The sequence below is a fragment of the Chryseobacterium sp. UNC8MFCol genome (assembly GCF_000482305.1).
Classification (GTDB): Bacteria; Bacteroidota; Bacteroidia; order Flavobacteriales; family Weeksellaceae; genus Chryseobacterium; species Chryseobacterium indologenes.
The window spans coordinates 304949-319517 of record NZ_KI535292.1 but is presented as its reverse complement, the minus strand read 5'-3'; the positions used below and the strand labels follow the sequence as shown (position 1 = coordinate 319517).

Sequence of the window (14569 nt, the reverse complement as noted above, 5' to 3'; positions counted from 1 at the left end):
AAACATGAATATGGTCAATGATTCAGTACGGAGGGAAATCGTTAAGCTTGCAGATCATGATTTGCAGGTAAGAGAAAAGCTGGCTTGCGAGGGAAAACTTTCAGAAGGTTACCATCCGGAAATGGAAAAAGTTCATCAGGAAAATGCAAAACGCCTCCGTGAAATTATAGCAGAAATAGGCTTTCCGACGATCTCAAAAGTAGGAGAGGAGGCCAGTGATGCTGCCTGGCTGATCATTCAGCATTCCATTGGTGAGCCTCAATTCATGAAAGCCTGCTATCAGATGATGGAAGAGAATAAGGAAGATGTTAATCCTAAAAATAGAGCCTATCTGTACGATCGTATTCAAGTATTTCAAAGCAGACCGCAAAGATATGGCACCCAGCTTTATACAGCAGGAATCTTTCCTGTAGAAAATAAAGAAATGCTTAATGAAGAACGTGTAAAAGCAAAGCTGCCACCGTTGTCGGCGAAACAGATCAGTCAAATCCCGGAGATTGAAAATATTCCCGAAATCGATAATAAAAATCAGGAATATAACAGTTGGAGAAAAAAAGTCGGGTGGCTATAATCTGTTCAGTAATAATAAAGAAAGCCAGTGGAGAATTCCATCAGCTTCCTTCATAATGTTGCTGTTTTTTTATTTTAATACAATCGGGATGAGCAATCCTTAGTCTTTCAATAAGGGTCTTGGATCAAATAATACTTTCAATGAATGAATTTTCCCATCCAAAATTTCATACCACCCTGAGGTTAATACTGTCTGTTTGCCCATATTGATATTATACCAGAAACAAATGTCCTGGTCTGAGGTAAAGGTTTGAAGAATCTCATATTTGAACTTCATCTTCTTCATATCTTCAATATAAGAAGATGCGCTTTCTCTGCTACCCAACACGCCATTGAACTTAAAATCCGGATCAAGACAGCTTTCGGCTTTGTCAAAATTTTCCTCATTTAAATATTGGATAAACTGTTCTGCTACGTTTTTGGTTGTATCGTCCATAAGTTTTTGCATTTATTTAAAGACAAAATTAGCAGTTCCGGGTCTATTGAGTTTGTGATTATCGTCACAAAAAACTAATCCGTATGTACTTATTTTTGAACGTTGATGATAATGACAGGAGGGCGATGTACATGCTGTTGAAAATCGGGGCGTAATCTCAGCAGTTCCTGATCAGGACAGGGTTCTTCAAGATTTTTCAATACAAATCCGGCTTCCAGAAGGTCATTGACAATAGTACTGAGCTGATGATGGTATTTTTCCACATCTTTTACAAACCAGTCTTGTTTTCTAAGCCCTTCCTCACTGTACCGGTTAACCGGCCAGTATGGTTCACCATCTAGTTCTTGCCACGACTTCAATGCAGCAGTACAGACAGGATGCTCCATCGAAAACAGAAATTGTCCTCCGGAAGTTACTCCGTTGAAGATTTTTTGAAATAGTATCTTTAGATCTTCAATATAATGCAGGGTCATTGAGCTTATAATCAGATCGAATCTGTTTTGTCCAAAATGATAATCTTCAAGGGCAGAACACACCCAATCTACTTTTGCAGATGAAATCCTGTTTTGTGCTTCCGATAACATCTTTTGTGAAATATCCAGTCCTGTGATCTTTTGAGGATCCTGGATAAGCAATGCCTGAATCTGATGTCCCAATCCACAGCCCATATCAAGAACTGTTTTTCCTTTGACCGGAATTCTAAGCCTCTTCATTACAGGTTGTTCTAATAATTCATTAAGTCCCTGATCTCCGTCGCGCATTGCTTTATAACGCGTGAAAAATTCGGTATTATCGTAAATATTTTGTTTCATAGGATATTTCTAAGTATGAGTGCGCACAGATATTTTTTTATGCTTAGCCTTAAGGAATTTTTTAAAATCCGTTTAAATTACAAAAAAATGAAGGCCACAAAAGAAGAATTACACCCGTTTCTTCAGATCCTGACGTTTATCATACAAAAACCTGCAGTCCGAACTACAGGTTTTCCGTGATATAACGCATTGTATTATGTGTTGACTAGAGATATTTAAGTATTTTATCCAGTAAATTGTCTATTTCGTTGATATTGTTGTTAATGCATTGTTCTGCGGTGTTGTTTTGCAGACAGGCTTCCAGTTTTCCTTTTAATCCCAGAAGCGGTAAATAGAAGATGATCGGGATTTTTGCGATAACGGCCGGATCATTGAGGTCTTTGTCTATATAATTTCCCAGACAGTTAAGCGCACATTGGGAATCTATATGTCCGGGTGATTGCGGGCAGCTATTGATACAGGCAATCAATGCATTTCTGTCCCGGGCAAATACAAGCTCTACTTTAGCGATTATGCCATCATTGTCGGAAATAATATGTACATCGTAAACAGCGCCACTCTTGGCCGTTACTGTTTTATGCGCGGTAACAGAACTTTTGATGGCGGGGTTCTGATACATAATAATTTTATCGTTGGGATTGATATCTTTTCCATAATAAAACGAAAAGATGCACAGCGCCGTGATCAGGTACAGTCGGGTAATTAAATTTGTTTTCATAAGATTTCATGGTTTGGGTTGTAAAATATAGGTCAAAGTGATCTGAAAGAGAACCGTAAATAAAGTATGAACTCTATTTATAAAATGCCACAGACTTTCATTATGGATAATTGTTTGTATTAAATTAGTTTTTTATACTAATCTATATCATAATGTTTTATGGTTTTACATTAATTCCAAATATAGTGAATTTTATGATATGAAAACTATTTTTTTAAGTTTATTTTGTTGCTGCTAATACTAAAATTCTGTTTTTTGCATATTCTATCTGCTCTTTTTCCTTTTCGGTATCCGGCTTGTTTTTAAGATACATCTGATAATACTGAATTGCATTTTTAGGCTGTTTCAGATGGAGGTCATAAAGAAGACCTAAACGATAGCTTATGATAGGACTGCTTCCAAAACTAAGCCCTCTTTTATAGGTTGTTGCCGCCTCGTTGTATTGATTTTTATCTTCATAAATACCTGCCAGGGCAGCATAATAGAGTGGTATATGTTTAGAAATTGCTTCATCAATTGTTTTTTGAGCATACGCAGCAGCGTTGTCATAGTCTTTCAGTTCACGGTAACTTAACGTCATATAGTATAAAATGCCTTCATTCTGAACCTCAAGCGTTTCCAGGATCTTATACATAGTAATGCACTTCTCATAGTCTTTTACATAAAAATAGGCTTGTCCTAAATCGTTCATAACATTGGGGTCAGCACGGTTTTTCAGCAGTTTTTCACCTGTTTCAATACTTTCCTGGTATTTGCCCAGTTGATTAGACAAGGGTAAAAGTGCCTGTTGAAGGCTAAAGTTTTCCGTATCCGCGGCAATTGCTGTTTTTAATACTTCGTAAGCAGGCTGATACTGTTTGAGTTCGCGGTACACCATAGAAAGGTCGTATGCTACGTCCGGTTCAGTCTTGGAAAGACTATGGGCCTTTTTAAGATACCTTAATTTTCCTTCAGAAGTGTCTTCGTACGCTGCCAGTTGTTTATACGCACTAAAATTCAGACTATCCAGCTGAATGATTTTTTGAAGATATGTTCTGGCATTGGATACATTACCCCTTCTCGAATTGATGCCGGCTAAGCTGAATAAAACAGGTAAGCTGTCCGGGTGAAGATCATTGACTTTCAGATAGTTTTTCTCAGCTTCCGGTAATTTGCCCGCCATCATATGACAATAGGCAATTTGCGTTAGCGCTTTAATATCCTTTGTATCTGAAGGATAAATGCTTTGCAGGTATTGGGCAGCATCAGTATACCGCTGTGTTTCATAATACTCGAGAAGTTTCCCGGTATCAATTTTTACCGCCTGTGCGGTCAGACTCTTACCACAGATAAGAATAATGAGCAGGGCAAGCCAGACTTTCATGAGTTATTAATTTTATATCTAAAATATAGGTTATTGGATAAGCAGGCAAGTTTTGCTTCAATAATTTCTGTTAAAAATATACATTCAGGCAGAAGAATGCTTATATTCACAATATATAAACACCCTTATATTCATCAGTCTGAGATACTAAATTTTTATACAATGGAAATAAGATCTGTAAAAGCCTTCATTGAGTATTACGAGAGAATCCGTTCAAGAACGAATCGTTTAATTGAGATTGTTCCTCGTGACAAGCTGGATTTTACCTATAAACAGGGAAAGTTTACCATCGGGGATCAGGTCAGGCATATTGCCACTATTGAGCGTTATATGTACGGTGAAACCATTTCGGGAAGAAAGAGTGCTTATCAAGGCTGCGGAAAAGAATTTGCAGACGGCTACGAAAATGTAGTAGCTTTTTTCAATGAGATGCACAGGCAGACTATAGAAATTATCAGTGGATTATCAGATGAAGACCTTAACCGGAAATGCATAACCCCGGGAAATAGCGAAATCTCCATCTGGAAATGGCTCAGAGCCATGATAGAACACGAAATTCATCACAGGGCAGAAATATATATTTATCTGAATCTCCTCGATGTGAAGACTCCCCAGATTTTTGGGTTCTCAGCAGAAGAAGTTCAGGAAATGAGTGTGAAGCTATAAAATAAATAAGTTCGATTACATATAAAAAATAATGACCGCTATCATTTTATTTCTCCTTTTAGTGGAAAATGTCTATTCTCATCAATGGTGTCGATTTCTTTTAAATGGCTTATAAATAAACTGTTGTTCTTAATTTTAAATCAAAAAAAATAGAAATATTCTCGAAAAGTCGTAAAACTACTACAAATTTTCAGATTCATGCCATAATATTTTTTGAATACAGCGAACCGTTTTATCTTTGTAATGCAATCAACCCATCACAAAATAATAATAACGATTAAAATGTACTGATCATGGCTGAAAAAAATTCGAGAGGAATCTTAAAATTCAACGGAGGAGAAGGACAAAAACTACTCAAACTTAATTACACAGTGTCCAGAACGATTGATGTGTCCGGACGTGTCGCTTCGGATCCTTCCAACGCATTGATCAAACTTACAGTGGAAGCTACTGAAAAGTCTGACATTCTTGAGAGCCTGCTGAACGGAAAATACAAACCCACCAGTGGAGAGATTACATTCAACAAATCCCATGAAGAAGGTACACTCATTACCTTACAATGGAAAAACGGATATGTCATCCAGCATGAAGTTGATTTTGACGCAATCGACAGCAATAGCATGTTGATCAGCTTTATTGTAAGCGCAGAATTGATCAACTACGGAAACTCGGAATATGATGGTCTGTGGCCGTCATCAGGTAACTGAAATTTAGAATCATCCTCGGTAAAATAGTACAAACATTATAGCATAGCTCATATTCTGTTATTTGTTTTCCATTTACCGTTTTTATTATATATTTTGACTTAATTGTCTGGTAGTCATAAAGATGATGTACGGGCAAAGAAGGGTTTATTTGAGGTTTTTTCAGGTAAATCTTTTAGCATATATACTATAACACCAACATATCAAAATAATTACATTATGTTTCAGGATGATCAATCACCCAAAATACCACTTCCTAAAAATGAAATTCCTGCTGTAAATAAAGCTCAGGAATTCGTAAAAAACGAAGCTGTAACCAAAGCTAGTCAGGAAATACAGGAAAAATCCAGTGGAACAGTAAAGAAAGTTACCGAGAAAATGGCTCAGGCTCAGCCCTATACAGGAATCGTACAAAACGGTTCCCAGATGTTCATGAACCAGGTAAAGCAGCCCAATTCTCCCACTTTAGTAGAAAACAAAGTCTGGTCAAAACAACCGACTTCAGGAATATATAATGCCAGTACCATTCCCGGAAATCAAATGCTGGGAATAAACAGGGTGGTAAAACTTGAAATCGTAATCGATGGAAAAGTCATCAAACATTTCAAGCATTTTAAATTAAAACAAAGCGCTATAAAACATCATGAATTTGATCTGACACTGGCTTATGATACCTTGGGCAGCCCCGAAAACCATAATCTGGAAGAAGCTCAGAATTTTCTGGGAAAACGAATTACAGTCATCTTTAGATACAAAGATGTCGAAGACGGTCCTGAACGAAATTTTGTGGGAGTCATCACAGAGGTAGGTTTCAGCCAGGAAAAAGGAAGTCTGGGAAATATTGTCCTCACCGGCGCAAGTCCTACAGTACTTCTGGATGCAGCGCCTCATATTCAGAGCTTCGGTGGAGCTCAGGAAATCAGCCTGAATAGCATTGCCGATCAGGTGATCAAAGAAGGTCTTGGACAGAATTCATTTGATTTCAGGGTAGATGCTGCCCATGGAAATGTATCTTACAGCTCACAATACGAAGAAACCCATTACAATTATCTGGCAAGAATTGCAGAAGCCTATGGAGAACAGTTTTATTATGATGGGGAAGTGCTCCATTTCGGAAAACTGCCACCGCAGGAAAAACCTGTCAAATTAACTTATGGAAGCAGTGTGAGCGATGTGAAAATCAGGATGAAAGCCCAACACGTTAATCCGTCTTTTTATGGATACAACAGTAGTAAAAATGAAAAATTAACCGCAGGAAAATCAAAAATTAATCATACTTCGAATCTGGCCAAACGGGCCTATGAAATTTCAGAGAGAATCTTTACCACACCTTCCTTACGGGTGGCTCCCATAAAAGCTGTCTCCTTTATGGATGTTGAAAACTCTCAAAAAGGAACCGCCGGCAGCAAAGCTTCAGAAGTATTTGTTATTTCAGGCACAACCACCGTTCCGTTCCTTTATCCCGGCTGTATTGCCGATATTGAAATGCGAAAAGCTGAAAGCAGTGAAACCACTTATTTTACCAAGCTGATGATTACCGACATGTATCATGAGGTGGATGCCAGAGGGTACTATACCGGAACATTCGATGCGATAGCTTCCGATACAGGATTTATCCCAAGACCGGAATTTCATACTCCCAAAGCAGATGCTCAGTTTGCTAAAGTAATCTCCAATACAGATCCCCAAAACCAGGGAAGAGTGAAAGTTCAGTTTGACTGGCAGAACGGTTCCACAACTACAGAATATATCCGTGTGATGACTCCCGATGGCGGTGGAAGTGAAAAAGTAAGCAAAAACCGTGGATTTATGGCGATCCCGGAAGTAGGGGACCAGGTCGTTGTGAATTTTGCCCACCAACACCCTGACCGACCTTTCGTAATGGGAGGAATGTTCCACGGTGGAGTAGGTGGAGGCGGAGGAGCCGGAAATAATATTAAAAGTTTGAGCAGTAAAAGCGGACATACCGTAAGCCTCAATGATGGTGGCGGAATTACTGTACAAGATAAAGATCAGAACTCAGTTTTTCTGGATGGCGCAGGAAATATAACCGTTGACAGTAAAATTACCATCACACTGACCTGTGGAAACAGTTCCATTTTTATGGATAAAGATGGAAATATCCAGATCAAAGGAAAAGAAATTATAGTCCAGGGTGAAAATATCGGTGTAGGTGGAACAACCAGCGTTGGAATTGGGGTTGGGCCTGAAAATGGCGACCCTACATCAGGAATAGGAATAAAATCTGAAACCCTGGATGTGGGAACCAAAACGCTCTCCATGGGAGCCGAAACAGAAGCCAATCTAAGCGGAAAAAAAATCAACATCGGAGGCGGAAGTGAAACCAATATTGTAAGTGGAACAGTAAAACTGAATTAAAACTGATGAATCCTGTAGATCTGGAGTTGGTAAAATTAAAAAGACAGTGGAAGAAGGTTGTTTCCAAAAATGAAGAAAAGCCGATGCTTATCTGTGTGGGAGAAAAACACGAAACTGATCTTTTTGACGGATTTTTAAAATCAAAATTATCTGAAGACGAAGAAGGAAATGATATCTTTTTGCTTCATTATCAGGAGTTCAGCGGGATGAATTCTTTCGGACAAACCTTACTGGATGAATGAAAAGAATATTATGAAATGCTTGGAAAAAGTGAAGAAGGGATTCCCGTATGGAAGACTGATATTTCTGATGAAAACTTTACAACAGATGCCTACAAGGCTTTTTACCCTTTATTGGAGCTCAGGAAGAATTTTCCCGATATCAGAGATTCCAAAATATATCTCTACATCGCTCCGGTAAGAATAAGTGATATTGAAGAATTATCACTTTGGGTAAAAGAATGGTGTAAAATCTGTGAAAAGTCAGAAAATAAAGACATCAAATTGGTCTGGGCAGAGCATCACACCTATAAAACTTTGCCGCATAATGCATCGGCACACAGTTTCAGGGTAAACGTTGATATCCATCAGCTTATGCAGAATACGGCAGCCCATACCAACCGAAAGAAAAACAGTGCGGATACGGATTTTCAGCAGCAGATTCTCATAGCGAGCAATCATTTAAGTAAAGGAAGGTTCAGAGAAGCAGAGCACGCCCTTAAGACGGCCGTAAAACTGGCCAAAGGACAAAACAACAAGCAGGGCGAAATTTCAGCCTACTTTATGTTGACCCAGGCTTATATCGCTGATAAAAGAAAAGACAGGGCCGAAGATACGTACATGACTATTTTTGAAGAAGTAGAACCAGATTCACCATTGCAGGTTCAGATGTATATGAACTATGGGAGTTATGCATTAGGAAATTCAAAAAAACGAAAGGCAGAACAGGCATTCGAAAAAGCAGCAGAAATTGCACAAAACATAGGCGAACCTGCCATGGCAATCGAATGCTACAGAATTATCGGAACCCTGAATGATTCTGTTCTGACAAAAGATAAAATGATCAGGTATTTTGAAAAATGCCTGGACATTGCAAAACTTATGGAGCCGTCGGCAAGAGAACAGAGCAGTATACGATTTGTAGCCTCAATGCTTATCCTTACCTATGAAGCAGATACAGACAAAAAAAATAAACTGGACGGCGAAATGAAAAGTTATTTTGGTGATGACTGGAAGGTGAGTGTAGAAAGACCAAAAGCAGGTTAATCTCAAATTAAAGTATCATGGCAGATCAAAATAAAAATAATATAAAATCTATAAAGGTTTCAAAGCCGGATATGAACCCGGACCGTTCTCTGAAGGTGAATGCCGATGTCACATCGGTAAGCTGGGACAAAACCACACAGGGATGGAAACATGGAATGAAAAACAATTTTGATTCACTGAATCCTGTCTCTATGGTGAAATCTGTAGCCGGAGGAGATGACACTCAGGCAAAAGCCGGAGGTACAGGAGGTGGCGGAGGCGGAGACAGTGCTGTGACCGCAGAAAAAGCAGCACCGGAAAGCAAGGTAAAGCTGATAAAGGTGAGTAATCCCACCCTTTCTTCTACAGCTGTTCAGCATACCAGTAAACATTTTGATATTGTTCTGGCTATCGATATCCACTGGACATTGATTCCGCCGCCGCCGTCATTCATGCTGATTCCATTGCCATTGCCACATCCGTTTATCGGAATTGTCTTTGATATTATGGATTATATTAAATTTTCAATTCCGATTCCTCAATTTATCAGGAATATGAAACCCGATCTTCCCGAAAGTATTCCGATGGGAGGCTCAATATATGTTCATGGCAGACATAAGGCGACTACAACCACCAGTGTGATGGGAGTTATTATTCCCTTTAAACATGTTACTTCACTGATTCCTGTATATATGATTCCCTTTCTTCAGGAAGCTCCTCATGAAGGCGAAGTATATTATGGCTCACAAACAGTTCTGGCACAGGGAAGTAAAATGAGTGGCAATCAGCCACAGCAGGTTCTTACTTGTATGGGATTTCCTTTCGGGATGACCATGTTGCCGGCGATGCCCAATAAACCAAAGAAAAATCCGCTTGCTTATTTTGCTTTTTACAATAATTTTTCAAGCATGTATATCCAGATCAATACCGGTGGCCCCGTATTGGTAGGAGGTGCTTTCGTTCCCCATGTATATACTCCGGGAGAGATGATGATGCGACTGGCAGGGATGTTTCTGATGAGAAGCCTGACCAAAGGAATCGGAAAGGGGTTGACTAAGTTTAATCATTTTTTACAGGGAAAATTCGGAAAAACCAATCCTGTTTCAAAGGCCTTATGTAAGGTAGGGCTGGAGCCGGTGAACTTTGCTACCGGTGCCATGCTTTTTGAATGGGATGACTTTAAAATTGAAGGTAGTACCCCTATATCCTGGGAAAATGTGTGGTATAGTGACAGACCATATCAGCACGGAATAGTAGGGAATGGTGTTTTCAATAATCATGACCTTTATATTGTTCCGGATGAAGAAGATAAGGTAGCAGCATGGATTCACCCTGAGGAACTCCAGCCTATGGCAATTCCTTATCCTGAAGTGGAAGAAGAGCCTACCTACTATAGAAGCCAGAAAATCTGGCAGTACAGACCGGATGAAAAAACCTGGATCATTCGTAAAGGAACGGATATTTATACCTACCAACGTTTCCATCACCATACAGAAGGCGTGATCTTCAAAGTTGTTCATATCGAATACGGTGATGGAACCGTCAGAGAATATGAATATCAGGATCAGAATATAGTTTTAAAAAGGATCAAAGACGTTAAAAGTGGTTCCCGTATAGAAACTGTTCTTCATCCTGAGATTAAAAAGATTTCGGAAGTCTATTATTGCTATAAAAATCAGAGAGATCTGCAGGTTCGTTACGATTACGATGAGTCCGGAAATCTTACGCATGTCTGGGATATTCATAAGAAAGCAATTATTTTCCAATATGATGGTGAAAACCGCATCATTAAAAGAATCAACAGAAATGGTATGGTGTACCAGTGGGAATATGATGAAAAAGGAAGGGTAATTCATACAAAAGGTCTTGACGGATTTATGGAAGGAAGATTGCGCTATGACGAGGAAGAAGGGTATACGGAAGTTATCTATCCAAGAAAAAATAATAAAACAGAACAATATTTCTACGATGAAGATTATCTGGTCTATAAAATAATAGATGGTGAAGGCGGCGAAACATGGTATGATTATACCTCCTATAATGAATTGAAAATGATAGGAACTCCTGAAGGAAGAGTTCAGGGCTATACCTACGACGATATGGGGAATATTGCGGTTTTCCACAGTCCGGATGGTGAAGAATACCATTATCAGTACAATGAATTCGGACAGGTGATCGCACGTTTCACACCTTCAGGTACTTCGGAAATCTGGAATTATGATGATGAAGGAAAATTAATCAATTATACAGATGCCGCCGAAGAAAGCATTTATTATCAATATCGCGATGATGAAAAGCTTCCGGAAAGCAGCAGGCGAAAAGATATTACCACTCATTACGAATACAATCAGAGAGGGCAGCTCACCAGATTGTCCAATACCGTAGGGAAAGAACAGTACTGGAAATATGATGAGTACGGAAGATTACAGGCCTTTAGTCCAAAACCTTTAACCAGAACCCTGTGGAACAGGGATAGAATGGGAAGAGTTGTGGAGATCAATGAACAGGGACAATTGCCGTTGAAACTTAGGTACGATGCTTACGATCTTCCCGTGTATGCTACCGATGGGCAGGCCGAATGGCTGATGAGCTACACTCCAATGGGTAGCTTAAAACGGCAGGTTCGCAGGAACTCACTGACATATAAAAAAGAAGAAACACTGGTTTTCGGATATGATGCATATGAAAATTTAACCACTATTACCAACGAAAAAGGAGAGGTTTATCATTTTGAAAGAAATAACAACAATGAAGTAACCGGAGAAACAGGTTTTGACGGTCAAAAGAAATTTTTTGTGAGAGATAAAGACGGTCTGGTTACCCAAAGCAGAACCCCTCACGGAAAAAATACATTGTATGAATATGACTTGGGAGGACGCCTTACTCAGGTTCATTATCCTGATGGAACCTGGGAAGCTTACCAGTACGATACGTCAGGGTTACTGATCAATGCAGATAATGAAAACAGCAGTGTTGCCTTTCAAAGAAATAAATTAGGTCTGGTTACATCAGAAAAACAAGGAGAACATTCAATCCGGTATCAATATGATCATGATGGAAATCTGGTCAGCCTGCAAAGCAGCCTAGGGGCAGATATTGATTATACCTATAATGAGTTGGGATTGCTGACGGGCGTTGCTGCCAGAAATGACGATACTCCTTTGCCATGGCAGATGAATCTGAATATCACCCGTAACGGACAAATGCACAGCCGTGAAATGACCGGAGGTGTTGAAAGTACTTTTGAATTTGATCATATCGGGATGCCCGTAAGTCAGAAAGTTACGGTCAATAAAAAGACCACTACTTTCCATAAAGATTATCACTGGGGCGCCGGAAGCCGATTGTTACAGGTAATGGACAGGGTTACCGGTGGAAGAACAAGATTTGATTATGATGCCTTCGGAAGCCTTATGGCTGCAGAATACCCCAATGGGGAAGTTCAGTATAAAAATCCTGACGAAACAGGAAGTGTGTATGAAAGTATAAAACGTACAGATCGGGTGTATGATAAAGGAGGAAAACTGATGCGGGATAAAAACTGGTTTTACCATTACGATGAAGAAGGAAATTTACTCTTAAAAAGTAAACGCCCCATCAATACTGTTACACCTGATCACCAGGAAGAACAGGCCTATACACATCCTTTTTATAAAAATATCGCTTCCAACTGGACCAATACCTCAAAACTTCCGGAGGGAACTCATTTACCCGATGTAAGCAAGGACCTTCCAGAAGAAGTGCAGAACCCGGAATGGGAGCCCGGAGACTGGGGCTATTCCTGGATGGGTAACGGAATGTTGGCCAGCGTAAAACGCCCTAATGGTAAAGAAGTAAATTTTGAATATGACGCGCTGGGAAGAAGAATTTCAAAAATTGGAACAAAGAAAATAACTCGTTATATTTGGGACAGTGATGTTCTTTTACATGAATGGACTTATCATATTAATGATATCCCTCAAAATGAAATTGATGAAGAGGGAAACTTATATATTTCCAATGAGCCGAAAGAAAATATAATAACCTGGATTTATGAAGATGACGGGTACACGCCCGTAGCAAAATTAATTGGGGATGAACGGTATTCGATACTAAGCAATTATTTAGGTACTCCCATTCAGGCTTTTAATGGAGATGGTATTTTAGTTTGGGAGAGAGAACTTGATATCTACGGGAATGTAAGAAGGGAAAAAGGTGTTTCTAATTTTATTCCTTTCCAATATCAGGGTCAGTATTATGATGATGAAAGTAATTTATGCTACAACCGGTTCAGGTATTATGATGTAGATTCGGGATTATATATTAGTAAAGATCCCGTAGGTCTAATGGGAGGTTTCGGTTTATATAATTACGTTAAAGATATCAATGTATTATTGGATATTTTAGGTTTAATGGCCAATAATACTGCTATTGGTGATATGGCAGAAAAGAACTTTGTAGAGGGACTGGAGAAAAGAGGCTGGAAAATATATACTGAAATTAAAAACGGCTCTCAAAATGGTATTGATGTAGTAGCCCAGCATCCATTGACTAAAAAGGTTCACGTTTTTGAAGTGAAAGCAAACACATCAAGATTAAGTGTTCTTCAGAAAGGGGATGATTATATTCAAAATATCTTAGACGAGATAAGAAACAAGGGCACCTTAAGAGGACAAAAAATGGATGTGGGAATGGTAAGAACGGCAAACATTATTGATAGAGATATTAAAGCTCATGGTATAGAAGGCAGATTAATTAAATATAAAGTGAATAAAACTACCGGTGATGCTACGATGACACGGATGAGCAACTGGCCACAGAAATATAGATAAACTATGGAGCATAAAAAAATAATCAGCGAATTCAACAAGCAAATTAATAAAACAAAAAACGAAGGAGTAGATCAAACGGAGATCAATCAGTATTATGAATTGATTAAAGAAAGTATTCAGGATGATATTAAAGACGGTTTTAAAAAAACAATAGCCAGAAATCTTACTTTAGGTATTGGAGTACATGCAGGAGAATATCCCAAACATTTAATCTTAAATGACCAAAAAGAAGGCTGGAAATACATTACTCGTTACTTACTATGGCAGAAACATATTCTGGAAAAACTTTTTAATGAAAAAGAAGTGACTCCAAGATCTGTTGGCTGTATCATCGGACTGTCTGTATGGTGGGGGATGGAAGACCTGGCTGAATTATCCAGAGCGTATTTTGGGCTTTTATTTGAAGATGACAGAGAAAAATATAAGCAGAAAGAAATATATCACCTGTTTATGGCAATCTTATATGATCTGTATACAAAGAAGGAGGTTAATAAAGACCTATACAGTGCTTTACCTGATGATAGTGTTTATAAGAAATTTCTTGATCATTGGGATACAACAGATGAAAGTCTGTTAAAAGATTTGCTTTTTGAAATAAGCGATTTCCATATTTACAGTTCTTTAGATTTAAAAGATAAATTTTCTGAAATTTTATCTCTGAACTATATCCCGGTTGAGATTAGATTGATTGAAAAAATCAGAGAAGGAAAAGGGCTTGTTAATATTCAGGTTGATCATCCTTTGTTGAAGACTCAGCTGGCAGATATCCCCGATACAAAATATGAATGGGATCTGTCCAAGGATGAAATATATCAGTTTTTACTAAGGAGAGAATCATGATCCGGAGGGCTCCTGCAAGGTTCATA

General features: G+C 38.7%; 12 protein-coding genes. 8 read left to right on the top strand and 4 right to left on the bottom strand.

The window, feature by feature from the left end; all coding sequences use genetic code 11:
* The first annotated feature begins 4 nt into the window (after positions 1 to 4).
* Positions 5 to 571 (top strand): DUF6624 domain-containing protein, encoded by a 567-nt coding sequence (locus tag M030_RS0121775; protein WP_228375333.1) that lies wholly within the window; start codon positions 5 to 7, stop codon positions 569 to 571.
* 99 nt (positions 572 to 670) lie between these two features.
* On the opposite strand, the gene M030_RS0121770 is transcribed toward M030_RS0121775, so the two are convergent.
* The 4 genes from M030_RS0121770 to M030_RS0121750 form a co-directional block, all read right to left on the bottom strand.
* Entirely contained in the window at positions 671 to 1006 is a 336-nt protein-coding gene (locus M030_RS0121770; RefSeq protein WP_034722965.1) for a nuclear transport factor 2 family protein, read from the bottom strand.
* 89 nt (positions 1007 to 1095) lie between these two features.
* Entirely contained in the window at positions 1096 to 1818 is a 723-nt protein-coding gene (locus tag M030_RS0121765; protein WP_027375343.1) for a class I SAM-dependent methyltransferase, read from the bottom strand.
* A gap of 205 nt (positions 1819 to 2023) precedes the next feature.
* Complete coding sequence (locus M030_RS0121755; RefSeq protein ID WP_027375342.1) at positions 2024 to 2536, bottom strand: hypothetical protein; 513 nt, start codon at positions 2534 to 2536, stop codon at positions 2024 to 2026.
* A 220-nt stretch (positions 2537 to 2756) separates the two neighbouring features.
* Positions 2757 to 3899 (bottom strand): tetratricopeptide repeat protein, encoded by a 1143-nt coding sequence (locus M030_RS0121750; protein WP_027375341.1) that lies wholly within the window; start codon positions 3897 to 3899, stop codon positions 2757 to 2759.
* A 162-nt stretch (positions 3900 to 4061) separates the two neighbouring features.
* On the opposite strand from M030_RS0121750, the gene M030_RS0121745 reads away from it, so the two are divergent.
* The 7 genes from M030_RS0121745 to M030_RS0121720 all read left to right on the top strand — a co-directional run bounded on the left by M030_RS0121745 (position 4062) and on the right by M030_RS0121720 (position 14543).
* Positions 4062 to 4565, top strand: a complete 504-nt coding sequence (locus M030_RS0121745; protein WP_027375340.1) for a DinB family protein — start codon at positions 4062 to 4064, stop codon at positions 4563 to 4565.
* Between the two features lie 293 nt (positions 4566 to 4858).
* The gene (gene tssD / locus M030_RS0121740; protein WP_027375339.1) at positions 4859 to 5272 is read left to right on the top strand and encodes a type VI secretion system tube protein TssD; all 414 of its coding nucleotides are present in this window, start codon (positions 4859 to 4861) and stop codon (positions 5270 to 5272) included.
* Positions 5273 to 5488: 216 nt separating this feature from the next.
* A complete protein-coding gene (locus tag M030_RS0121735; RefSeq protein ID WP_027375338.1) occupies positions 5489 to 7648 on the top strand; it encodes a type VI secretion system Vgr family protein in 2160 nt (719 codons plus the stop codon).
* 5 nt (positions 7649 to 7653) lie between these two features.
* Positions 7654 to 7890 (top strand): hypothetical protein, encoded by a 237-nt coding sequence (locus M030_RS25955; protein WP_228375331.1) that lies wholly within the window; start codon positions 7654 to 7656, stop codon positions 7888 to 7890.
* 15 nt (positions 7891 to 7905) lie between these two features.
* On the top strand, positions 7906 to 8913 hold the full coding sequence (locus M030_RS24705; RefSeq protein WP_228375329.1) for a tetratricopeptide repeat protein: 1008 nt from the start codon (positions 7906 to 7908) through the stop codon (positions 8911 to 8913).
* Positions 8914 to 8930: 17 nt separating this feature from the next.
* Positions 8931 to 13703 carry an RHS repeat-associated core domain-containing protein gene (locus M030_RS0121725; RefSeq protein WP_027375337.1) on the top strand — a complete coding sequence of 1591 codons (4773 nt, stop codon included), beginning with the start codon at positions 8931 to 8933 and terminating at the stop codon, positions 13701 to 13703.
* Between the two features lie 3 nt (positions 13704 to 13706).
* A complete protein-coding gene (locus tag M030_RS0121720; protein WP_027375336.1) occupies positions 13707 to 14543 on the top strand; it encodes a hypothetical protein in 837 nt (278 codons plus the stop codon).
* The last annotated feature ends 26 nt before the right edge of the window (positions 14544 to 14569 follow it).

What these genes read in the sequence shown, in the direction of transcription:
- M030_RS0121765 (WP_027375343.1), bottom strand. Translation starts at nt 1,818, where the DNA reads ATGAAACAAAATATTTACGATAATACCGAATTTTTCACGCGTTATAAA.
- M030_RS25955 (WP_228375331.1), top strand. Translation starts at nt 7,654, where the DNA reads ATGAATCCTGTAGATCTGGAGTTGGTAAAATTAAAAAGACAGTGGAAG.
- M030_RS24705 (WP_228375329.1), top strand. Translation starts at nt 7,906, where the DNA reads ATGCTTGGAAAAAGTGAAGAAGGGATTCCCGTATGGAAGACTGATATT.
- M030_RS0121750 (WP_027375341.1), bottom strand. Translation starts at nt 3,899, where the DNA reads ATGAAAGTCTGGCTTGCCCTGCTCATTATTCTTATCTGTGGTAAGAGT.
- M030_RS0121755 (WP_027375342.1), bottom strand. Translation starts at nt 2,536, where the DNA reads ATGAAAACAAATTTAATTACCCGACTGTACCTGATCACGGCGCTGTGC.
- M030_RS0121735 (WP_027375338.1), top strand. Translation starts at nt 5,489, where the DNA reads ATGTTTCAGGATGATCAATCACCCAAAATACCACTTCCTAAAAATGAA.
- M030_RS0121775 (WP_228375333.1), top strand. Translation starts at nt 5, where the DNA reads ATGAATATGGTCAATGATTCAGTACGGAGGGAAATCGTTAAGCTTGCA.
- M030_RS0121770 (WP_034722965.1), bottom strand. Translation starts at nt 1,006, where the DNA reads ATGGACGATACAACCAAAAACGTAGCAGAACAGTTTATCCAATATTTA.
- M030_RS0121720 (WP_027375336.1), top strand. Translation starts at nt 13,707, where the DNA reads ATGGAGCATAAAAAAATAATCAGCGAATTCAACAAGCAAATTAATAAA.
- M030_RS0121725 (WP_027375337.1), top strand. Translation starts at nt 8,931, where the DNA reads ATGGCAGATCAAAATAAAAATAATATAAAATCTATAAAGGTTTCAAAG.
- tssD (WP_027375339.1), top strand. Translation starts at nt 4,859, where the DNA reads ATGGCTGAAAAAAATTCGAGAGGAATCTTAAAATTCAACGGAGGAGAA.
- M030_RS0121745 (WP_027375340.1), top strand. Translation starts at nt 4,062, where the DNA reads ATGGAAATAAGATCTGTAAAAGCCTTCATTGAGTATTACGAGAGAATC.